Annotated in this window: 20 protein-coding genes and 1 pseudogene; 15 read left to right on the top strand and 6 right to left on the bottom strand. The window is 60.7% G+C overall.

Going from position 1 to position 22,009, the window contains the following annotated elements:
• Positions 1-540: 540 nt before the first annotated feature.
• On the bottom strand, positions 541-711 hold the full coding sequence (locus tag ONB25_13635) for a hypothetical protein (GenBank protein MDZ7393925.1): 171 nt from the start codon (positions 709-711) through the stop codon (positions 541-543).
• 186 nt (positions 712-897) lie between these two features.
• On the bottom strand, positions 898-1,194 hold the full coding sequence (locus tag ONB25_13630; GenBank protein MDZ7393924.1) for a hypothetical protein: 297 nt from the start codon (positions 1,192-1,194) through the stop codon (positions 898-900).
• Positions 1,195-1,846: 652 nt separating this feature from the next.
• On the opposite strand from ONB25_13630, the gene ONB25_13625 reads away from it, so the two are divergent.
• The 4 genes from ONB25_13625 to ONB25_13610 all read left to right on the top strand — a co-directional run bounded on the left by ONB25_13625 (position 1,847) and on the right by ONB25_13610 (position 10,939).
• Positions 1,847-7,528: a C25 family cysteine peptidase gene (locus ONB25_13625; protein MDZ7393923.1), complete on the top strand. Its 5,682-nt coding sequence runs from the start codon at positions 1,847-1,849 to the stop codon at positions 7,526-7,528.
• A gap of 74 nt (positions 7,529-7,602) precedes the next feature.
• Positions 7,603-8,820, top strand: a complete 1,218-nt coding sequence (locus ONB25_13620; GenBank protein MDZ7393922.1) for a glycosyltransferase family 4 protein — start codon at positions 7,603-7,605, stop codon at positions 8,818-8,820.
• Positions 8,817-9,923 carry an undecaprenyl/decaprenyl-phosphate alpha-N-acetylglucosaminyl 1-phosphate transferase gene (locus ONB25_13615; GenBank protein ID MDZ7393921.1) on the top strand — a complete coding sequence of 369 codons (1,107 nt, stop codon included), beginning with the start codon at positions 8,817-8,819 and terminating at the stop codon, positions 9,921-9,923. Before ONB25_13620 ends, ONB25_13615 begins: the two co-directional genes overlap by 4 nt.
• 32 nt (positions 9,924-9,955) lie before the next feature.
• A complete protein-coding gene (locus ONB25_13610; protein MDZ7393920.1) occupies positions 9,956-10,939 on the top strand; it encodes a GDP-mannose 4,6-dehydratase in 984 nt (327 codons plus the stop codon).
• 133 nt (positions 10,940-11,072) lie between these two features.
• Here ONB25_13610 and ONB25_13605 read toward each other — a convergent pair whose 3' ends face one another.
• Positions 11,073-11,600: a hypothetical protein gene (locus tag ONB25_13605; protein MDZ7393919.1), complete on the bottom strand. Its 528-nt coding sequence runs from the start codon at positions 11,598-11,600 to the stop codon at positions 11,073-11,075.
• Between the two features lie 242 nt (positions 11,601-11,842).
• Here ONB25_13605 and ONB25_13600 point away from each other — a divergent pair, with 242 nt between their 5' ends.
• The 11 genes and pseudogenes from ONB25_13600 to ONB25_13550 all read left to right on the top strand — a co-directional run bounded on the left by ONB25_13600 (position 11,843) and on the right by ONB25_13550 (position 20,364).
• Positions 11,843-13,036, top strand: coding sequence for a PAS domain S-box protein (locus tag ONB25_13600; GenBank protein MDZ7393918.1), 1,194 nt, complete (start codon positions 11,843-11,845; stop codon positions 13,034-13,036).
• A gap of 39 nt (positions 13,037-13,075) precedes the next feature.
• Positions 13,076-13,969 (top strand): DMT family transporter, encoded by an 894-nt coding sequence (locus ONB25_13595; GenBank protein ID MDZ7393917.1) that lies wholly within the window; start codon positions 13,076-13,078, stop codon positions 13,967-13,969.
• A 42-nt stretch (positions 13,970-14,011) separates the two neighbouring features.
• Entirely contained in the window at positions 14,012-14,527 is a 516-nt protein-coding gene (locus ONB25_13590; protein MDZ7393916.1) for a DUF6512 family protein, read from the top strand.
• Between the two features lie 326 nt (positions 14,528-14,853).
• A complete protein-coding gene (locus ONB25_13585) occupies positions 14,854-15,060 on the top strand; it encodes an endonuclease domain-containing protein (GenBank protein ID MDZ7393915.1) in 207 nt (68 codons plus the stop codon).
• Positions 15,061-15,070: 10 nt separating this feature from the next.
• Entirely contained in the window at positions 15,071-15,448 is a 378-nt protein-coding gene (locus ONB25_13580; protein ID MDZ7393914.1) for a diacylglycerol kinase family protein, read from the top strand.
• Between the two features lie 375 nt (positions 15,449-15,823).
• A pseudogene (locus ONB25_13575) lies at positions 15,824-16,258 on the top strand (gamma-glutamyltransferase family protein).
• Positions 16,216-17,337 carry a DUF1611 domain-containing protein gene (locus tag ONB25_13570; GenBank protein ID MDZ7393913.1) on the top strand — a complete coding sequence of 374 codons (1,122 nt, stop codon included), beginning with the start codon at positions 16,216-16,218 and terminating at the stop codon, positions 17,335-17,337. The pseudogene ONB25_13575 and the gene ONB25_13570 overlap by 43 nt, the downstream one beginning before the upstream one ends.
• A 10-nt stretch (positions 17,338-17,347) precedes the next feature.
• Complete coding sequence (locus ONB25_13565; protein MDZ7393912.1) at positions 17,348-17,851, top strand: DinB family protein; 504 nt, start codon at positions 17,348-17,350, stop codon at positions 17,849-17,851.
• 58 nt (positions 17,852-17,909) lie between these two features.
• Complete coding sequence (locus ONB25_13560; GenBank protein MDZ7393911.1) at positions 17,910-18,596, top strand: cation transporter; 687 nt, start codon at positions 17,910-17,912, stop codon at positions 18,594-18,596.
• A gap of 59 nt (positions 18,597-18,655) precedes the next feature.
• Complete coding sequence (locus ONB25_13555) at positions 18,656-19,438, top strand: hypothetical protein (protein MDZ7393910.1); 783 nt, start codon at positions 18,656-18,658, stop codon at positions 19,436-19,438.
• Positions 19,435-20,364: a phosphatidylglycerol lysyltransferase domain-containing protein gene (locus ONB25_13550; GenBank protein ID MDZ7393909.1), complete on the top strand. Its 930-nt coding sequence runs from the start codon at positions 19,435-19,437 to the stop codon at positions 20,362-20,364. The genes ONB25_13555 and ONB25_13550 overlap by 4 nt, the downstream gene beginning before the upstream one ends.
• 187 nt (positions 20,365-20,551) lie before the next feature.
• Here ONB25_13550 and ONB25_13545 read toward each other — a convergent pair whose 3' ends face one another.
• The 3 genes from ONB25_13545 to ONB25_13535 all read right to left on the bottom strand — a co-directional run.
• The gene (locus ONB25_13545) at positions 20,552-21,061 is read right to left on the bottom strand and encodes a hypothetical protein (GenBank protein ID MDZ7393908.1); all 510 of its coding nucleotides are present in this window, start codon (positions 21,059-21,061) and stop codon (positions 20,552-20,554) included.
• Between the two features lie 344 nt (positions 21,062-21,405).
• On the bottom strand, positions 21,406-21,603 hold the full coding sequence (locus ONB25_13540) for a hypothetical protein (protein ID MDZ7393907.1): 198 nt from the start codon (positions 21,601-21,603) through the stop codon (positions 21,406-21,408).
• A 190-nt stretch (positions 21,604-21,793) separates the two neighbouring features.
• The coding region (locus tag ONB25_13535; GenBank protein MDZ7393906.1) for a hypothetical protein at positions 21,794-22,009 on the bottom strand (216 nt) is incomplete at its 5' end.

The following is a 22,009-nucleotide window of genomic DNA, read 5'->3' as shown; positions in this document are numbered from 1 at the left end:
GGAGACACCGCTTCTTGCCAGGTGGGTTTAGCTTGATGGGGCGCAGTTCCTGAGCGACCGACGCGCGTGACGCGGAGAGCAAAGTGAAAACAATGCTCAGTGCGATCAAAGCTTTTCCCGTGCCAGCCTTCCAACTTAGAGTTCCTGCTCAGACCTCAAAGGTTGCCTTCATGGAGGCAGGTCGAGCGTCTAACGCAGAGTGGAGAATGCTCGCGCCGTTGGACAGGTCTCAACAAAGCATGTCTTTGACCGGTGTCGCGGATGGGTAAGGGAGCCACGTAGCTTGGAAAAGCCAGCGCAAAGGCGTTGAGCACACAAGGCTTGTAGAGGCCGCGCATGAGCTATAGACGTGTCTCCACCCCTTCGCCTCGAGGTGCGTAAACATGCCGCAGGGTCCGTTCTCCTAAGAAAATAGCTACGGCTGCTGCACCCAAATAGCGAAAGGAGGATTCGCGGTTTGGCCTTTCCGGCAGAATCGGGACGAGCTGCCGCCGCGCGGGGCGGACCTTAGGCGGCTAGCTCATCCCGGCGTACTAACGATTAGAAACCTTTGATCAGCGTCCCCAAGACTAGGAGAATGAGCCCGACCACCACCAGCCAAAAATTGAGGGTTGTAATGATGCCGATCGCTACCAACTTACCCAGGATTCCCAGGACGCCGAGAATCACGGCGATCCACCAGGTAGTGACTTTGGGCGTGCTCAACTTCATGGTGGTTGCCTCCTTACCTTAGTTCGTGGTTGCATACCTCTCCTTGCCCCGTGGTCAGGAGACCAGTCCAGGAGACCGCGTTGAAGATAGTGTGCGTTGGCCTTTGCCATGGGCGCAGAGGGCAAAGGTCGGAAGGGTCACGCGCTCTGCTAGTGCAAGGCGACAATCGCTCTGCCAAGTGCCCTTTCAGCGTCCTGATGACGACTTGCTCAGTGCCTGCTTGATAAGCCCAATGATCGCCATGAGGACGCCGCCGCCCACGCCACCGCCTAATACACTGGAAATGACGGAACCAAGGTCCAGGCCACCCGTGCTTGTACCGGCGCCAAGGGCCGCAAGCAACTGGCCACCAAGACCCCCGCCGACAATGCCGAGAATTGAGTTCAAGACCGGACCAAGGCTTTGCTTCTTGAGCAGCGCGCCAGCGATGTTGCCGCCTGCCGCGCCACTCAGTAGTTGCAAGATGAGGGCTCCGAGGTTCATTGCTTTCTCCTTTTCTGTTGGTTCAAAACCGGTGAGCCAGAAGAGACACGCCAACTGATGATTATTCCCTTTTCCTCCTCACCTCTTAGTTCACTCAACAATAGACTCGGCTACGCTGGGGCCACGTGTGCGCCTACCATAGCGCTTAGTGTAGTGCTTGCGGAAGAGTGTGTCAGCATCTACACTAGGCCCTTCGTCCTCGTGGGGGGGCAATGCAGGGATGAGGGACTATTTTGCACTGTACCTCACCGCCTGTCGGAGCAAAGGACATGTCGGCTTGGGAAAAGAGCCTTGGGCTCCGGCGAGATCCTCCCTTTACTAATAGTTTAACACCTACGCAGTCAAAAGTCAAGCACTTTTTTTTCGATTCCACATCACAAGTTGCCTTTAGGCGAGCGCTATTTGTCCCAGCACTTCGGCCTACGCCTGAGGCTCAGAAAAAGACTTTTGCAGATTCGGAAAAATAGTGTTATCTTATTCTACACCAGGCGGAGCAGACTCTGAAGCGCACCGCCAACGTAGCAAGGTGAGGGTACAAGGGACGATTCTTAGGCAGGACAACGCGCGTAGTCTTCATATGCACAGTGCGGGTGTGATGACATTACTTTGCTGTGCCGCTACGCTGGCATCTGCTCCCCAGCGGCCGTTGCACATGGTCGCAAGGGGCCAGAATTTTTGTCTCCTCCAATGGACCGCACCCGCGCTCCGATTTGAGCGCCTGCAAGACAACGGTCAGGAAGTACATATTCCCGTACTCGGGGATCTCCCTCTGGATCTTGACCACGGATCTCTGGCTCTTCCGACCACAGGCATTGCAATCGAAATCCCTACGGGCGCCAAGGTCACGTTGCTCATCGAGGATAGCAGCACCGTTGCGGTTGCGGATGGCTTCCTTCTGCCGTATGCTCTCATGGTACGGGAGCAGGGTCCTGAGGGTGTCGATCGGATTAGCTATCGTTTCGTGCCGTCTGGCCCGGCCGCCCAGGAACCCATTGTTCAGAGGTCATTCGTCACGCTTGACGGCACAGCCACCGTGGCTGGCCACCAGCTTCTTCGAGTGGCAATGCATCCGCTGCGGTACGACCCTACAAGGAGGAGCGCTCGCCTGCTTACGCGGGCACGCATCCGCGTGGAGTGGGAGGGCCAGTTGGCACGGCACGTGTCGGTGTCTCCAGCTGACGATGTTATGCGGGTGATTCAGGCCATGTGCGAACGGACCTTGCGGCCTGAGTCGAGGGCCCGAAGCGCAGGGGTCCGCGGTGACTATGGCTGGTATGACCCCACCAGGCCCTACTGCAAGCTCCTGGTGGTGGACCAGGGACTCTACGGTGTGCGGGGGTATGACCTGTATGCCGTAGGGGTGGGGGCCGAGGGTATCGCCAGCGCTTCGCTGCGAATGTACCATCTCGGCAATGAAGTGCCAATTGCCGTGTTCGACGGCGACGACGGGAGCTTTGATGCGCAGGACCTGCTGATCTTCCCTGCGCAGCGCCGGCGGGGCGATAGCACTTACTATGCCGCAGCCTCAGACAGCAATGTTTACTGGCTCACCTGGGGTGGCGCACCCGGGCTCCGTCTTTCGTCGACGCCATCGCCGCCGGCAGGCCGCCCGGCGCTCCGGTGGTTTGTCGACACCTGCCATGTGGAATACGATCGCCACTACTACTCTGGCGATTCTGACGCGGAGGTGCATAACACCTTCGCCACCCCGGGCGAAGGGTGGATTTGGCGTTTTTTCAACCCTGGAGATTCATTGCGCGTGGATGTGCCGCTGACAGGTTTTGCGCCCGAGGGGGATAGCCTGCGCCTCATGGTGCGCCTGCGTGGTACTACCCTTGACCCCGTGAGTCCAGACCATCATGCCCGGGTGTGGCTCAACGGCCGCCTGGCTGCCGACGTCTGGTTTGATAATCGCCAAGACTCTACGGTGCGCGTGAGCCTGCCGGCGTCTGTCGGGCGAAAGGCCAGCGAGGTGGCCATCGCCTCAGTGGGCCGAACCGGCGCCACCATTGACCAGTTCTACCTGGACTGGATCGAACTCATATACCCGCGTAGGCCTGCGGCCGTAGATGGCCAATTCGTCGGCCTGCTTCCCGCTGCTGGCGATGTGGCGATCCAAGGCTTTGCCGGCGATAGCATAGTGGCGGTGGATGTCACCAATGGGCGGCTCCTCACCCAGGTGGGTCTTTCCCACGCGTGGTGGGCGCGGTTCTCACTTCTCTCAGCCGGTTTTCACGACGGGAATCGCGCGGAGTTTTGGCAGGACGAGCAGTTAGTCTGGATCGGGGGGCGCGGCCACAACCTGGTGGTAGTGGACCACCAGACCGGGCGCATTTTGGACAAGAAGCATTTTGACACGTATGCTTCTGCAGCGGATGCGGATAGCATGGCCGCCTATGTGGAACGGCTGCCCTCTGGTACTATAGTCCTGGTGGCCATTGCCGACGAAGGCACGGTGGGTATGACCGAGCGCGCACACAGCGCTTTGCAAAGCCTGGGTAGCGCATTGACCCGCCAGGTGGGTGTGCGCGGCTCTTGGGCCCTGGTGGGTCGGAAGGGTGCCACACCAGGTTCAGTGCCCGAAGCGCTTGCTCCTGCATACTCTGGCCCCGCACGGCTGAGTGAGGTCATAGACTTCCCCTCTGGCGGGCCTTCCGTCACGGCCAGCTTTGGGAGTACATGGTCGGGTGACGCGCAAGTGATGGCAGCTGACAGAGGTGCGCTGCGGAGACCGGCCCGGCTCGTGCCGGACCATCCCTCGCAGTTGCGCGCACCCACCAACGGTGCCGACTATCTCATCGTCACTCACCCGAGCTTTGCCGCCGCGGCTGAAGCGCTGGCCGCGTTCCGCCGACAGCACAACGGATTCGCGGTGAGCACTGCTTTTGTCGAGGACATCTACGATGAGTTCACCTACGGCCTGGCGGACCCGGCGGCCATTCGCCTGTTTGTAAGCCACGCAGCAGGTACCTGGCAAAAGCGCCCGACCTTTCTCCTCCTCTTAGGCGATGCGTCTTGGGATCCGAAGCGCCTGCTCCCCGAGACCGAGAAGACGGACTTCGTGCCCAGCTTTGGCAATCCCGTGAGCGACGCCTGGTTTGTCGCGACCGACGGCCCAGATGACCTGCTGCCGGACCTTTTCGTGGGTCGCATCCCGGCGGAAACCCCAGAGCAGGCCATGGATATGGTGCGCAAGATCATCGCGTACGACTCTGACCGCAGCCCGGCACCGTGGAAAAAGCACGTGCTGCTCATCAACGGTGGGTTTGATGCATGGGAACAGCGGCAGTTCGGCGAGCAGTCGCGTTTTCTGGTGGATTCCATCATAGCCAGGCCCCCTGCCGCCTGTTTGCCTACCATCATCAGCAAGACCACCACGGGCTATTTCCAAGGTGAGCATCGGGAGGATATCCTGGCAGCACTGAACGATGGGGTGATGTGGACCAATTTTGTCGGCCATGCCGGTACTGGTACCTGGGACTTGATGTTGAACAGTTCTGACTTGCTGGACCTTGGCAATGCGGGGCGCTACACATTCGTGACCAGCATGACTTGTCATACGGCGCGGTTCGCCAATCCGTACCAGAACTGCTTTGGGGAAGAATTCCTAAGGATGCCCCGGAGCGGTGCGGTGGCCTTCTGGGGAACCACCGGCTGGGGGTACCTGTTTCATGACCACGTGCTGGTGACAAACCTCTTTCGTGCTGCGCTGCTGGATACCGTTCACCTTTTGGGGCAAGCCACAACCTTGGCAAAGCTCCGCCTTTGGGAGAATCTGGGAGGTAGCCAGTTCAGTCGAAACGTGATTTTGCAGTACACGTTGTTGGGCGACCCGGCCACCGACCTGGCATTGCCTTCCTTGCCTGATTTGGTAGTGACCCCTTCGGACCTCCTCCTCGCGCCCTCCGAACCGAGCGAGGATGACTCATTGGTGCAGGTGCGCGTGCGCGTGCATAACTTTGGGCTTGCCACCGCGGAGTCCGTCGAGGTAGAATTGTGGGGGCGTTCGCCAGGGACAGGCGCATTTCAGATTGAGAATGCACGGCGGCTGCCCCCCATGGGCTGGCAGGACTCAGCCCTTTTTGTCTGGAGCCCGCGTGGCCTCAGCGGCGCCTTCGAGCTGGAGGCAGTAGTGGATCCGGCGAACCGGGTGCAGGAAACAGTGGAAGCAGACAACCGTGCCGCCGTGCGGGTAGCGCTGCGGGCGGCCCAGGTGGCGTTGCTCAAACCTTTCCCCTACGCCGTGGTAACAAAGACCCCAACCCTTGAGGTCCTGACCCCGCCTAATCCTGTCTCCCCGCTGCTGTACGTCGAGTTCGAAGTGGACACCACGGCGACCTTTGGCTCTGGAGCTCTGCAGCGTTCGCCGGCCGTGGTGCCCGGCGTGCTTTCCACCATTTGGAGGCCCTCTTTGTCGGTGGACGGGCGTTACTTTTGGCGAGCCAGGGCGGTGTATCAGAACGGACCAGGGCCCTGGCGGGAGGCGTGCTTCACCTTGGATGCGCAGCGGGGTGGATTGTGCTGGGAGCAGCGCTTTCCTTTGCCGAGCTCAGATACACCTATGGAGGACACAGAGCCTACTCCGGCGGGCATGCAGTTGGGGCGGACGCTCCTGCCTTTGCGGGTCGAATCAGCGGGGTTCCATGATGGGCAATATGCCCGCGTGTTGGTCGGGGGAACACCTGCCCTGGCGCAAGGGAGAGGCCACAACGTGGCGGTGGTTCACCCGGGGACCGGCCAGGTGCTGGCCGCGCAGGCGTTCGATACCTACGAGTCGTCGAGCGAAGCGGACAGGATGGCAGAGTTTATCAGTCAGGTGCCAGAAGGCATGATCGTACTGGCAGCCATCGCCGACGAAGGAAGCCAGAGCATGACCGAGCTGGCCTATGCTGCGCTGGAGACGATCGGCAGTGCGCTCTGTCGCCAGGTGGGCGCGCGGGACTCCTGGGCCCTGATCGGTAGAAAAGGGGCGACCCCGGGAAGTGTGCCGGAGCGCTGGCTCGCCGCTGGTCACGGCGTTGTGGTGCTCCAGGATACCCTCGTGTTCTACAAAGCACGTGGTTGGGTGACTTCTCCGCTCATTGGACCCGCTGTGCGGTGGCAAAGCGTGGAGTGGGAGCTTGAGCAGCCCCACCTGTCCACAACCAGCACCGTGAGCGTCGAGGCCTATGAGCGAGCGACCGGAGCCTGGCTGCCCGTGGCGGTTGCTCCAGGAGCTCAGGGGGGCTGCGATTTAAGCCTGGATCACACTCGCTTCAGTCAGGTGCGGCTACGCGCGGAGCTGGCCACCAGCGATGGCCGCTGGTCGCCTGCGCTGCGATGGTGGCGAGTGCATTTTGCGCCTGCACCCGAACTTGCGGCGCTCCCTCTCCGGGTAGCACCGTCAGGGCGGGTAGTAGCTGGTGACCCGGTGCAGTTGGAGCTGGAGGCGCGCAACATCGGTTACGCACCGGCGGAGAAAGTGGTGGTCTGGTGGACGCAGAGCTATGGAGGCGTAGAGCGCATTTTTGCCTGTGACACTCTCTCCCGTGCGCTGGCGCCGGACAGCACAGCAATCATCAGGCGCCTCTGGCCGACTGCAGGGCTGGGAGGAACCTATCTACTGAAAGCAAGTATCGACCCCTCCGACCAGATCATCGAGCCGGTGAAGTTCAACAACATTCAGACGACGGTGGTCGAGGTGGCAAAGGACTCCGTTCCCCCACGCATAGCCCTCCTGTTTGACGGCCGACCAATTGCCGCTGGCGACTTTGTCAGGTCCCGGCCGTATGTGGTGGTGCAACTGTTTGACAACAGCGGAGGCGCCCTCAGCGATACCTCGGGCCTGGATGTCTCTTTGGATGGAACGCGCCTGGCGTTTTCGGCTGGTGAACCGCTGTTGCGGTTGCTGCCCCCCGGAACACATGACGACCCATCGCTGAAAGGTTCCCTGGTGCTGGAGCCAGCTCTTGCTCCGGGCAGGCACACCATGGAGGTGGTATTCACTGATCCGAATGGGAACGCGTCGCGTTCTCGCGCGGAATTCCAAGTGGCGGAGCGCTTTGAGCTCCGCGAGGTAGTGAACTATCCCAATCCTTTCCGCACGGGGACGGATTTCTGTTATGTACTCACCGCACCGGCGGAAAAAGTGGAGATTCGCATCTATACCCTGGCGGGGAGGCTCATCAGAACGCTTGCGCCCGCGCCGAATGAGGCGGGCTTCAACCGCCTGCACTGGGACGGCCGCGATGAGGACGGTGACGACATAGCAAATGGTGTCTACCTATACAAGCTCAGCGCCGTGCAGGAAGGGCGACAGGTTGCAGTGATCGGGAAAGCCGTGGTGGCCAGATGAGCGGCGGTGGGTCACGCGGGACGTGTGCGTTGGGACAGCACGATGGCTGTCATGTGCACAGCGGGTGATCGAGGGTGAGGATCCTTTACATTTCCCAGTACTTTCCCCCGGAGGTGGGGGCCACGCAAAACCGCGCCTACGAGATGGCCACGCACCTGGTGCGCATGGGGCACGAGGTGACCATGCTCACGGAGGTGCCCAACCACCCCAAGGGTATTATCCATCCGGACTACAGGCGCAAGTTGCTGGTGCGGGAGCGTGTAAACGGGGTCGATGTGGTCCGCGTGTGGGTCGTGACCAGGCCGCGTAAGACGTTCCTGACCCGGCTGGCCTTTTACCTTTCCTTTGCCCTCATGGCCGCCGGGGTGGGGGTATGTTTGCGCAGGCGTTACGATGTGGTTTTTGCCACGTCGCCGCCCCTGTTCGTTGGCGCAGCAGGTTTGGTCATTGCCCGCGCACGGCGCGCGCGTTTCGTGTTCGAGGTGCGCGACGTGTGGCCGCTCTCGGCGGTGGAGCTGGGCGAGATTCGCAACCATGCCTACGCCCGCCTGGCTGAAAAACTGGAATTCGCGCTGTACCGCCACGCGCTGGCCATCCCGGTGGTGACCAAGGGGATTCTGGAAACCTTGCGGCAACGGGGCGTTGATGAGAGGAAGCTCGTGCTCATCCCCAATGGCACCAACACCCAGCTCTTCTATGACCGCGGCCGGCACGCGCGAGCCGATCTGGGATGGGGCGATGAGTTCGTGGCCATGTATGCCGGAATTTTCGGCATAGCCCAAGGGATGGAGGTATTGTGCGAGGCGGCAAGGCTGCTCAAGCACAGAGAGGACATTCGTTTTGCCTTCGTGGGTGAAGGACCGGTGAAAGACCAGGTGCGGCAACTGGTGGCGCAGTGGGACTTGCGCCAGGTCCAGCTGGTGGACGAGGTTTCCCGCGAGCGCATGCCGGAGCTCCTCTCTGCGGCGGATGCATGCATCGTTCCGCTCAAGAAGAAGCCTCTGTTTACCGGCGCATTGCCCTCCAAGATGTTCGACGCATGGGCCTGTAGCCGGCCGGTGCTGCTGGCGGTGGACGGCGAGGCGCGACGAGTGCTTGAAGAAGCCCAAGGCGGTTTGTTCGTGCCGCCCGAGGATGCCCAGTCGTTGGCTGAAGCCATTCTTCGCCTGGCGGCGGATCGCGACCTGGCGCGGAGATTGGGGGCAAACGGCCGCCGCTACGTGGAACACCACTTTTCCCGCCAGTCACAGGCCCAGCAACTGGCCAACCTATTGGAAGGAATCGTGTCATGAGCCTTGAGGTTCGAGCCCTACTGTACCTTTATGTGCTTTTGAGCGCCCTAGTGATGGCCCTGGCCCTCGTCCCCCTGTGTCGACGGTTGGCGTTCCATTTTGAGGTGCTCGACCGTCCCATATCCCACAAGCAACACGAACGCCCCATGCCCCTGCTGGGAGGGATCGCCATCTATGCTGCCTTTGCGCTGACCGTTGGCTTGAACCTGGCCCTTTTCTTCGCGCTTCGAACCCATCTATGGGTGGCGAAGTACCTGGGCGCGTTGGTGGAGCAGGTGCCCCATCTTCTTCGCGTGATGCCGAAAGTGGTGGGCATCCTCGTCGGCGCCACGGTGGTAACCGCATTGGGCACGGTCGATGACATTGCCGGCATACATTTTTCCCCCCGCCTGAAGCTCGCAGGGCAAACCCTTGGTGCAGCCGTCGCCATCGCGGTCGGCATCAGGACGAGCTTTATGCCCGGCGTGGTCTTGGACTACTTCATTTCGGCCGTCTGGATCGTAGGGATCACCAATTCGTTCAACCTGTTGGATAACACCGATGGGGCAGCGGCGGGCATCGGTGCAATCGCCGGAGCAATCCTTCTTTTCGTCGTTGCGCTGCAGGGACAGGTGTTCACCGCGCTGATGCTCGCGGCGCTGGTGGGGGCCTTGTTGGGTTTCTTGCGTCACAACTTTTACCCTGCCACAATCTTCATGGGCGATGCAGGGAGCCTTTTCATCGGTTACGTGCTTGCCTGTTTGACCCTGGTCGGCTCATACGTGGTCCCTGGTAGCCCCGGGCTGCTGCCCGTCATCTTGCCGCTGCTGGTGCTGGGCGTGCCCCTGTTTGACACCTTTTCTGTCGTGTACATCCGCCTGCGCGAAAAGCGCCCCATTTGGGTGGGCGACCGCTGCCACTTTTCCCACCGCCTCATGGACCTGGGGATGTCGCCGAAACAGGCCGTGCTGTTTCTCTACCTGGTCACCTTTGGCGTGGGACTTGGGGCAGCACTCCTGCCAAGCCTCAACTATTGGCAGAGTGGCTTAGTCTTGGTCAATGAGCTGGTTATCTTTGCCATCATCGTCTCCCTGATGCACATTGGGCGAAAGGGAAGGGCATAAGGCACGGGAATCTGAACGGGAAAGGAAAGCCTATGCGGATCTTGGTCACAGGAGGGGCTGGGTTCATTGGCTCGCACCTTTGCGAAGAATTATTGCGCCGGGGCTACGAGGTGTGGGCCATTGACGATTTGTCCACGGGCAGCCTCAAGAACATTCAACATTTGCGCGATAACCCCCGCTTTCACGTGGCGGTGGAGACCATCCTCAACGAGACGGTCATGGACCGGCTCGTGTCTGAATGCGACATCATCTACCACCTGGCTGCCGCCGTGGGGGTGGAGCTCATCGTCAGCCACCCGGTGGAGGTCATCGAGACCAACATCTTGGGCACGCACGTGGTGCTCAGGCTGGCCAACCGTTACCTGCGCAAGGTGCTGATCACCTCCACCTCCGAGATCTACGGCAAGAGCGAAGCGGTGCCCTTCCGCGAAGACGATGACCGGCTTTTGGGGCCGACTACCAAGAGTCGCTGGAGCTACTCCGCCTCGAAAGGGATCGACGAATTTCTGGCCTTGGCCTACCACAAGCAAAAAGGGTTGCGCACGGTGATCGCACGGTTGTTTAACACCGTGGGGCCGCGACAGACAGGGCGCTATGGCATGGTCATCCCGCGCATGGTAGGTCAGGCCCTGCGCGGAGAGCCCATCACCGTGTACGGCGATGGCTCCCAGGTGCGGTGCTTCACTTACGTGGCGGATGTGGTGGATGCGCTGATTGCCCTTGCCGAACACCCCAAGGCCGAGGGGCAGATTTACAACATCGGGAACAACCAGGCCATTACCATAAGCCAGCTAGCACAGCGCATCAAGGAATTGTCCGGGTCCTCATCGGAGATTGTCTACATCCCTTATGACCAGGCCTATGAGGCGGGGTTTGAGGATATGCGCGTGCGCGTGCCGGACCTGACCAAGATCAGGCAGCTCATCGGTTATCAACCCAAGTTCGGTTTGGACGAAATCCTGCAAAAGGTCATTGCCTATACCAGGGAGCAGATGAAAACGGAAAAAACCGCCTGAGGTTGCTCGCCGGACCAAGAGGGTTCGGGCGCTGCCAGTGGGGTAAGGTCGGTGCCAGAAAGCGCTCTCGCAGTGGCGGGGCAGCGAGGCAAGAAGTCGTCGTCCGCGCTTACCGGGGTCGGTCTTGTGTTGTTCAGCGCCCCAAGGTGAACAGCGTTTTTGCCACCTTGCCGACGGCGATGATGCCCACCGCGTCCAAGCCTATGGCCACCACCCCCAAGGCGCGCACCCCCACGGCAATGACCCCAACGGCAAGGTAGCCCAGGGCCACAGCCGACACGCTCACCAGTCCCGCCCCGAACACGCTCACGGTGAGCAGGCCGATACCGGCGATGCTAACCCCCGCTACGCCGACGGTTAGGAAACCTATGGCACAGAGGCCTCGCGCCGCGAAGATGCCGATGGCTATCACTCCCGTCGCTTTGTTCCCAATGGCCACAATGCCCCGGGCATGACGCAACGCTCCGGCCACCTCTTGCGGGCCGATGTTGATGCTCAGCAGGGGAAGACCCAACAGGCGTCGCGAGGACTGGTACTCATGAGGCTGCAGTGCGAGGTTCGCCGCAGTGCTGCGCAATCCCTCCAGCAGCCGGCGCAGACGTGACCCCTTGCCTGGGGTGCGCGAACGCGAACCGGTTCTGTCTGACCCACGGGTGGGCATGGCGATCTCCTTTCGCCTCGTCCACAAACCTCTGCGGCCGAAGATCAATCGCTCCAACAAGCGAAGATTTCGTTCGCCGCACAATGTACGCAGGTGGTTAGAGATTGTCAAGGCCTTTCTTCCCGGGAGTCCGCGCGGCGAGACTTTTCCGCTTGATTTTCCTGCCTGATTTTGCTATTTTGCAATGAGCGCTGACCCCCGGCGATAGGCACGGGCTTTTTTGTATCAGGTGAGGTAGAACTGTGGTGCCTTCTCAAAGCAAAGCGCAGAAGTACGAGCGCGAACTTGCCGAGTACGCATCTCGCCTCCGCGATCTCTTTGCCGAAATGACTGCGGACCTGCGCAAGTCGGAGCACTTGTATCGCTCAATCGTGGATGGCGCGGCAGATGCAATCATGACCATCGACCGCGACAATCGGGTACTCTCTTGGAACAAGGGTGCCGAAGAGGTGTTCGGCTACACGGAGCAGGAGGCGGTGGGCAGGACCCTTGAGGACCTCATCATCCGTCCCGATGTGGGCGCCTCGAGCGACTATCTGAACAGCCAGATCCGCGCAGGCAAGACGGTGCGCGTGTACGAGGCGGTACGTTACACCAAGGACGGCCAGCCGCGCAATGTGCTCATTTCGGCCACTCCCATCCTGGCTGAAGATGGAACCGTAGAGTTTGTCTCCCTTATATACAAGGACATCACCGAGCAGAAGAAGGCGCAAGAGCAACTCATCCAGTCCGAGAAGCAGGCCACCCTCGGCGTCATCGCGGGCAGCATTGGGCACGAACTCAACAACTTGGTGAGCGGGCTGATGGTGGAGGCGCAGCTGCTGCTCCGTCGTGCCGAGAATCCGGAGGAGGTCCGCAAGATCGGCCAGCGCATCCTCTCCCACCTGGACAAAGTGGCCTTGCACGGACGCAACCTCCTGTCCCTCAGCAAGCCCATGCGCCCCCGGTTGCAGAGCATGGACCTCAAAGAGGTGCTCGAGGATACTACGGACACGCTCGTGCTAAGCGGCGTGCTCAAACGCTTTCGCATCGAGAAAAAGTTTGCCGAAAACCTCCCTCCGGTCTGGGGCGATCGTGGGCAGATTGAGCAGGTGATCCGCAACCTCGAGATAAACGCGGCGCACGCCATGAAGGCTGATGGGGTGTTGACCGTTTCCACCGCGCTGAGCGAAGACGGCAATTTTGTCCGCATGGTGATCCAGGACAACGGCGAGGGGATTCCGGAGGAGATCAAGGACAAGATCTTTGAGCCGTTTTTCACCACCAAGGCGGAAGGGCAGGGCACTGGCCTGGGGTTGCCTATCGTCAAGCAGATCGTGGAGTCGCACGGCGGTAGGTTCTATCTGGAGAGCCAAGTAGGGGTGGGGACGCGCGCCATTGTGGAGATACCGGTGGCAAAGGGGGCACGACCCTCATCGGGCGGGAGCAAGGCGTGACCGCCAGGCTGGTGGCAGGCGCACAAAAGGAAGCGGTCTGTGTGGCGCTTGGGTGAACTGGCAGCCTTGGCTACGGCCTCCTGCTGGGCGTTGGGCACCACGCTCTTCGGCGAGGCAAGCAAGAGAGTGGGCGCCTTCACCACCAATCTCCTCCGCATTCCTTTGGGGGCGATCCTTCTGGTGAGCACGCTCTTCCTGACGCGCGGGGTCTTCTGGCCCACCTGGGCAACGCGCGAGCAGGTCACCCTTCTGACGGCCAGCTCCTTCCTGGGCCTGGTGATCGGCGACGCGCTGTTCTTCCGTTCCGTGGTAATCCTCGGGCCGCGTCTGGCCACGTTGCTGAGCACGCTCGCACCTCCGGTGGCTGCGGTGGTGGCGCGAATTCTGCTCCATGAGCGACTGACACCTTTGGCTGTGGCGGGCATGGTAGTGACGCTGGCCGGCGTCGCCTGGGTTGTTGCCGAAGGGGCGCCAGGAGGGAGCGAGCGCGGCCAGGGCCGCACGGAGGGTGTGCTGGCCGGCGTGGGTGCGGCCGTTGGCCAGGGCGTAGGGCTGGTCTTATCGAAAATAGCAATGGGCGACACGCTGGATTCCCTTTCCGCTACTGTGATTCGCGTGACCACCGCAGTTGCTGGGGTGTGGCTTGTTGCGGCGGCCGCAGGGCGCGCGAAGGCAGGAGTGAAGGCTCTGCGCAATCGCCAAGCGCTGGCCTTCATGATGGGCGGCGCCCTTGTCGGCCCCTTCCTCGGCATCTGGCTGATGCTCACCTCCGTGAAGTTGACCGCCACCGGCGTCGCCTCCACCCTCATGTCCACCACACCGCTCCTCATCATTCCCGTGGTGCGCGTCGCATACAAGGAGAGGCCCTCGCCGCGCGCCTGGCTCGGCGCCGCGATCGCCGTCGGCGGCATTGCGCTCCTGTTTCTCAGCTGATGGGGCAAGGCCCCGGAGAGGATGGGAAAGGAGGCCAAGCTAATGCGGACTTGGACAAAAGCCCTGGTCTACCTGGGGGTTTTCGCAGTACTCCACTTCCTCTTTGACCTCACCCACTGGCCGTTTCTCGCCCCTTTTTGCGGCGTCAACGAATCAGTCTTTCAGCACCTGAAGATGGCCTTCTGGGCGTACCTCGTCGCGAGTGTGGTGGAAGGTGTGGCGGGCAAGAGGTCAGTCCGCGACAAAGCCGCCTTTTGGTATTCCAGATTGGCATCTGCCGTGGTCGTGCCCTGGCTTGTGCTCCTTCTGTGGTACGTGGCACCTGCTCTTGTGGGCAGGATCGAACATATGGCCGTCGAGCTTCTTTGGGCTACGGTGGTCACGTACCTCTCTGGGATCATGGGCGGGATGTGGGACAAGCACCTGGAAAGGGCCACGCCTGCGCTGGGTTTTCGGCTTTGCGTGATCGGTCTAGTGATAGTCTCTACCGTTCTTTACGTGCGATTCACCTATAAGCTCCCTTGGCTCGGCCTTTTCGTCGATCCTAGGGGCATATAGGAGAGGGGGAACGTAGTGCTCCCTCGGCAGCACAAGTGGTTCGTGGGTCACACCAGCAGATCCGGTTTGCCTTGGAGCGGCTTCCAAGGCACTTTTTACTTCAGAGCTGGCATGTGGGCTTGACACCGGTCCGCTGCCTCGAGCCAAAATCAGAACTGATGTGGTGATATGTTCGGGGCTGGCTCCTTTGAGCGCGCATTCGGAAGAATCCTCAGGGCCCTCTGTTCCCCGCCCTTTCCTCATCTACCCATTTCTCCCTTTTGGAAGGAGAAAAGTGCTTGACATTCGCCCCCCAAGAAGGTAAATTTGAGCCGCCGCGCCTGTGCATGAGATGCATCGCGGACTTTCCACCCAACGTGTGCATATTTTGTGATGGCCCTGCGCACGATGACCCTGGGCAAAGGGAGACGGACGAACGCGTGCGCACCGAACTGCGGGCGCGTGGCTATCGCGTCGTGGTCATTCGTCATGATCGAGATCTCCAGGAGCAGATCAGGCAGTACCCGGAAGTGTTTGGCCGTGTTGGCTCGTAGGTAACCGCCCATGAATCAAAGCCGCTTTTCCTTGCGCCAGAGGGGGCGCAGCTTTCGCTACGCCTTTCGAGGGCTGGCGATCTTGGTCCGCGAAGAGCACAACGCCCGCATCCACCTGGTGGCGGCCGTCGGCGTGATCGCGGCCGGAGTGCTTTTCCGCCTGTCACGTTGGGAGTGGGTGGCGGTGACCTTTGCCATCGGCCTTGTTTTCTCGTTCGAGCTCCTGAACTCGGCCCTGGAGCGTCTGGCGGATGTGGTCAGCCCGGAGCGCAGCGAGGCCATCGGCAAGATCAAGGACCTATCAGCTGCCGGGGTGCTCATGAGCGCCCTGACCGCCCTGGTTATCGGCTTGTGGGTCTTTGTGCCAAAGATTGTGGCATTGTGGTAGGGGAGCCCAGTGGGACCAGAGGGGACGCGGGGCAAGACGCGGAGTATCGCCAGGTCGGGGAACGGCCAGGCACATCATCACCCGGGGGCTGTCGATAACGGTTTTGCGGATCTGGGCTGCTCGGGCCGACGAATTTGTCGCCGAAAAGCCTGTTCTGCTCACCTCTGCCGGCCACAGTGCCGATGTGCTTATTGTGAAGCTTATGTGGGGTCCAAACGAGCTCCGGTTCACCTTTGACACGCTGGGCAGCCCTCAGCAGCTCGCCGGCATGAAGACATTGACGCAGGCTGCAGAAGGGAACTCAAAGGGGCTTGGCGGAGCCAAGATGGCTGCGAAGCAGGAGGTTGAGCGAATCGTGGCTTTGCCGGCACGCGCCCGCAGAACGCCATGGCACCCACGCTCCTGTTGCGCAAGGGGAAGGTGGTGACGACGCTGGACACCCCAGGCGGGCCGCGCACTATCTCGGCGCTGGCGCAAATCGCGGTGAACGTTGTTGGCTTTGGGATGAGCATCGACCAGGCCATCGAGGCGCCGTGCTTTCATTGCGAGGGGCGGACGATGTACGTGGAAAGGCGATTCCATGCCGCGGTGGTGACAGAGTTGCGTAGGCGCGGCCATCCTGTGGAAGTCAAAGGCGATTACGACGTCTTCTTCGGGGGAGCGCAGGGGGTCCTTGATCGACTCCCGGCAAGGGCGGTTGCTGGGCGGCGCCGACTCGCGACGGTTTGGGGCGGCGGTCGGATACTGATGGGAAGCGGAGCAGGCGGATGTCAGGTTTCGAACTCTTGCAGGGCACAAGGCGGTTTGTGATTCTAACCGAGGGGAACACGCACCCCACACCTGGCAAAACCGCAGCCGGTGTGGTCCGCTACCGGCGCGACGAGGTGGTGGCTTTAATCGATTCCACTCAGGCAGGACGGGACACCGAGGAGCTTCTCGGCGTGGGCAGAGGGATTCCCATCGTCGCCTCGCTGGAGGAGGCGATGCGCCTGAAGCCGGACACGTTGCTCATCGGCATCTCGCCGGCCGGGGGACAGCTGCCGCCGAGCTGGAGGGAAATCATTCTCAAGGCTATCGACTACGGGCTGCACGTGGTTGCCGGCCTGCATGTTTTCCTCAACGATGATCCGGATTTTGCGCTCCGGGCCAAGCAGCGCGGTGTGTTGCTGGTGGATGTGCGGCGCGTTCCCGATGACTTGACTGTGAACAAGTGCCGCGCGCCGGAGCTGCCGTGTTTCCGCGTCCACACCGTAGGCACCGACTGCAATATCGGCAAGAAGGTCGTTGCCCTGGAGATCACCCGCGCCATGCAGGCACGCGGCCTCGACGCAGTGTTTGTGGCCACCGGACAGACCGGCATCATGATTTCGGGCCGTGGGCTCGCTCTGGATCGCGTGATCTCCGATTTTGTCGCAGGGGCGGCCGAACGCCTGGTTCTGGAGAACGCTGCCCACCAGTACTTGCTCATCGAAGGCCAAGGAGCCCTGACTCATCCTCTCTACTCCGGCGTGACGTTGAGCATGCTGCATGGGTTTGCTCCGCAAGCGCTCATTCTGTGCCACGAGTATGGGCGCACCATCATGCGGGGCTCCAAGAACACGCCGGTGCCGCCCATGGACAAGGCGGTCGCGCTTTATGAGGCAGTGGCGGAACCGGTGTTTCCGACCAAAGTTGTCGGCATCGCGTTGAACCTCCGGGTCCTTTCCAGGGACGACGCACGACGCGAGGTCGAGCGAGTGGAGCAGGAGACCGGCCTGCCTACAACCGACGTGGTCAAGTTCGGCCCGGACAAACTGGTCCAGGCCATTTTGACGTACGAAGAGCAATGGCGGGGGCAACATCCTGGGCCCGGTCCGGCGCCCGGCTCGCCCCACCCGAACTCAACGTGAGGACCAAGCCATGGCGAAGTGGAAAGATGTGGTACTTTTCTTGTACGGGAGGGGCTCATGGTACGGCGATCCGCTGGCCGAAGTGGAAGGGCTGACTGAGGATCAGCTGTTTTGGGTCCCTGGCGACTGCTGTCTGCCCATCATTTGGCATGTGGGGCACATCGCCCACCGGGAGCGGGTGCACATTGGCAAATTCCTCCAGGCCCTGCCTGAGCCGGTGGTGCCACCACCCTTCCGGGTGTTCGGCGCAGAGTGGACCCCGGTGGAGCAAGTCAGAGGTGCGGTGACCTCGGTGCAGGAGCTCTTTTCGTGGGTGCGCCAAGTGCGGCAGGACAGCCTCACCTACATCAGCACCTTGGAAGAGGAGGACTTTCATTCTGCCGCACCCACACTGCAAGACGAGATGACCGTGGCACATTGGCTGCTCAATACCGCCGCCCACACTGCGCTGCACATTGGCCGCATCCAGCTCTTACGCGCCCTGGTGGAGGGCAGGCAGGAGCCGCCGTGTTAGCAGCTCGCGCACACAGGTTCGGTAGAGTTCGCGTGCACAAGGACGCATGAGGCGGATCATGATGCACCGAGAAGGCGCTGTTAAGACGGAGCACTCAGACGTTGAGCAGGGGGCAGAGGAGGCGCGCTCGGCCGGAGAACCCACTTCTCGCGAGGAAGGCTTCAGACGGGCACTCCGCTTGGAGTACCTGACCGTCGGCTACAACGTCGTCGAGGCGGTCGCTTCTGTGCTTGCCGGGAGGGCCGCGGGCAGCATCTCCCTAGTGGGCTTTGGCCTGGACAGCGTCGTGGAGTCTCTGTCCGGCTTGGTGCTGATCTGGCGCCTACGGAAGCACGGTGCGGAGGCCGAGGAAGAAGAGCGCATGGAGCGGCGTGCCACACGCTTTGTGGGGGTCACGTTCCTGGTCCTCGGTGTCTACGTGTTGGCGGAATCTATCCGCAAAATCATTCTGCAGGAGAAGCCTGAGCCGTCGCCCTTTGGCATCGCCATCGCCTCGCTTTCGGCAATCGTGATGCCCATCCTGGCGCGGCAAAAGTTGCACCTGGGGCAAGCGCTGGGCTTGCGCTCCCTGGTTGCGGATTCAAAAGAGACGTTTGTCTGCATGTGGCTTTCATTGGCGCTCCTGTTGGGACTGCTGACAAACTCCCTTTTTGGCTTCTGGCTTTCGGACCCCCTGGTGGGTCTGCTCATTGTCGCCTACTTGGCAAAGGAGGGTATTGAACTCGTGCTCGGTGAGGAGGACTGAGACTCAAGCAGAATTCTCGACGTGAGGCTTTGAACAGGATCAGTGAGTGGGAGGTGCCTATGTGTTCGAAGGCAAGACGGCAGGGGGTAAGGCGGAGCCTCTGCTTCTGCGCCATGGGGATTGTTCTGACGCTGGGGCTCATGGGTGTGGCTTCTTTGGGTGCGCAGGTTGCTGTGGAGGTGGAAACGGGAAGGGTGTGGACCGGCTACAACGACGTGCGCGTGCCCAAGTCCACGGGCACGATGCTCTCCCTTTCAGACCAGTTGACATCCACCGCAACGAGCTTTGTTCGGATGCGCCTGAGCTACCAGTTGGCGCCGCGGCATACCCTCAGCCTTTTGGTGGCGCCACTCCGACTCCAAGGCGCAGGCTCCCTTCCCACGCCGGTAATGTTCGCCGGCACTTTCTTTCCTGCAGATACTCGCCTCACTTCTCGGTATCGCTTCGATTCCTACCGGCTGACCTACCGGTACGCGCTGGACGATGCAGGGGCGGTGCGGGTGGCGGTGGGGGTCACGGCCAAAGTGCGGGACGCGGCAATCCGCCTGGAGGCGCCTGGGCTCAGCGGGGAGACCACCAACACTGGCTTTGTGCCGCTCCTCAGCTTCCGCGCCACCTGGCAACCTTGGGCGCGGCTGATGCTCGTGGTGGATGGCGATGCGCTGGCTGCCCCACAAGGGCGCGCGGAAGACGTTCTCGTAGCGCTGGTGTATGCACCGGCGAAGAAGCTGCAACTATATGGCGGTTATCGTCTCTTGGAAGGGGGCGCCGACGTGGAGCAGGTGTACAACTTTGCCCTCTTTCACTATCTCGCTCTCGGTGCAAGGTGGAACTTCCGATGACTGAGGAACAGACGGCTGGGCGCGCTCGACCAGAGTTCCCCACGTTCAAGAGCCTGACGTTGGAGGACCGCGCTGTTCTGGAGCCTGTGCTGTGGCAGTGGCAGCCCCAGGCATCGGAATACACGTTCACCAACCTTTTCATCTGGCGAGGCCGCTATCGGGTCAGCTGGTCATTGTGCGGCCCCTGGGTGCTGTTTCTATGCGAGGATCCCCACAGGGGGCTGTGTGGTCTGCAGCCCGTGGGTTCTGACCCTGAGGAGGGCGTCGTTCGAGAGTTCCTTCGGTGGATGGCAGAGCGCGTGGGTCCAGCGCAGGCCCGCATAGTGCGGGTTGAGGAACGGTGGGCGAACGTGCTCCAGGGGGCCGCGGACCTTATCGTTGAACCCGAGCCGGACCAATTCGACTATGTGTATCGGACCTCAGATCTTGTTCAGCTGGCGGGGAGAAAGTACCACAGCAAGCGCAATCATGTGAACCGGGCCCTGCGGGAGCTCAATCCCGTCTACGAGCCCCTCCAGGACCGCCACGTGCCGGCGTGCATGGAGGTGGCGCGCAAGTGGTGCGAAGCGCGGCGCTGTTGTGAGGACCTGGGGCTTTTGGACGAGTGGGACGCGGTGCGCGAGGCACTGTGCCATTTCTCTGCGCTGCGCGCGGAAGGGGGCGTGGTTCTCGTCGACGGAAAAGTTGAGGCATTCGCCATCGGCGAACCGCTGAACAGTGAGACGGCGGTGATCCACCTGGAAAAGGCCAACCCAGAGATACCCCCGCTCTTTGCGCTCATCAATCAGCAGTTCTGTGCCCACCGCTGGGCCGAGGTGCCGTTTATCAACCGGGAGCAGGATTTGGGCGATCCCGGACTCCGGCGGGCAAAGGAGTCCTACCATCCTCACTACATGGTGCGCAAGTTTCGTGTAAGGTTGGGGTGAAGAAGGCTGGACAACCGCCTTGTTCTCAGCAGGTTCCCCTGAGAGGGGTCCTTCTTCTCCGGGTGTTTTACGTTTTCACCCTGGCGGAGCAGACTGAGGAAAGGGTCCATAGCACCCGCAGGGGTTATGTTTGCGTTATTTGAACTGAGATTGGTCAATCCCCGCCCATCGGCCGGTTGTGACGATGTCATTTCGGTGTTGACCTGCCTTGCTCCAGGGACGCCTTGAACAACTGGACCACTTCACTCCAGGAGAATACGGGGGTTGCCCAAGGTGGACAAAACCTCTCGTTCCCGGGGTTTACGAATAAGTAGAGATGGGGCACTGCATATCTGAGTATCTGCATGACATGGATGCGGTCATCGACAAAGTGCGTGATTTCAAGCTGTCGACAAATACCCTCCTTTTCTTGCCGTTCCCTGCAGAACACGACATGTTCAGGATCTAGGCCAGTACGAGAGAAAAACTGAAAATCATGAAGCCAGGCAAATGTTGCCGCTTGCCTCCTTGGTCCTCCCTTGGACACAATCCACACTCGTCCCTCGCAGAGGGAGACGATCTCGCTGATCGCTTCGACCACGCCCTCACGAGCCGCCGCGCTATCGTTGGGGTCGTTGAAATCGGGATTCTCACCGACAAACCACTTTCGGTTCTTCACGATTACGCCACCAAAGTCAGTGCCGAAGTTTGGCTTCATGTGCTTCCTCCTGTTCGCAGAATTACCCAAACGATCGAGGCCAGGGGATACTATGGACCCGCCCCTGAAACGCAGCGCTATTCTAGTTGTCCGACTATGTCTCTTCACCGTCTTTTGGCTTTGTACGAAATTGTGTTTGATCCTTGACGGAAAACCCTTTAGAAAGGTTGTGGGTCCAGGGAGAAGCGGTCGTGGTGTGGGATGTATGGGGCCGTGGGTCATCGAGTCGTGCAGCAGGGAGGGATTCACCCTGCTGAACCCGATATGTTCCCGACTTCGAGCCGGCGAGCTTTGCCTACAGCGCTCACCGTCATCGCCATCGTGACGGCGAGCACGAAGCCTATCTAGCTGCCAGCCCAGATCATCCAGCCGGAAGTTGGTAGGGACGCCGGGAATGCCGCCGTAGCAGCCGCCATCACAAGGAGGAACATGCCAACCTCGTGAAAGACGGGTGTCTTCATCCCCCTCAGGCGTAGTGCAACGACCCCTCCTACAGTCAGCATGAAGGCCGTCCCGATAAAGACCAGCCAAACGCTTGCCATAATTTCACCCCTCCTTTTGGGTCTGTAAAAAACATACCCTGGACAGACATCTAATGTCGGCCTAGCGGCTCGCGCTTCAGCGGCACCCGGAGCATGGCGGCTGGAAGCGCTTGTTAGGACGACCTTCGATGGGGAAAAGATGGAGTTAAATCTATTAGAAGTTGGATGTAACCGTATCCGTTGTCTGTTCTCAGGCAATCTTCTTACTGACGAAAGCCCGATTTTTGTTGATTAATTTTATCAACACCTCGTCTCTTGCACCTGCTAATGCCAACTCAAAGAATTGTGCAGCCTCTTCATATCGCTTGCTTTTAGTCATTATGACGCCAGCAAGGTTCAGCAGAGCGGGATCGCCGCCCGACATTTGAAGAGCACTTGTGAGAACATCTACAGCAGCCTGCTTTTC

Source organism: candidate division KSB1 bacterium (assembly GCA_034506335.1).
Taxonomy (GTDB): domain Bacteria; phylum Zhuqueibacterota; class Zhuqueibacteria; order JANLFK01; family Oleimicrobiaceae; genus Oleimicrobium.
Note: the sequence above shows the minus strand (reverse complement) of the source record. Positions and strands in the feature narration are given on the sequence as shown.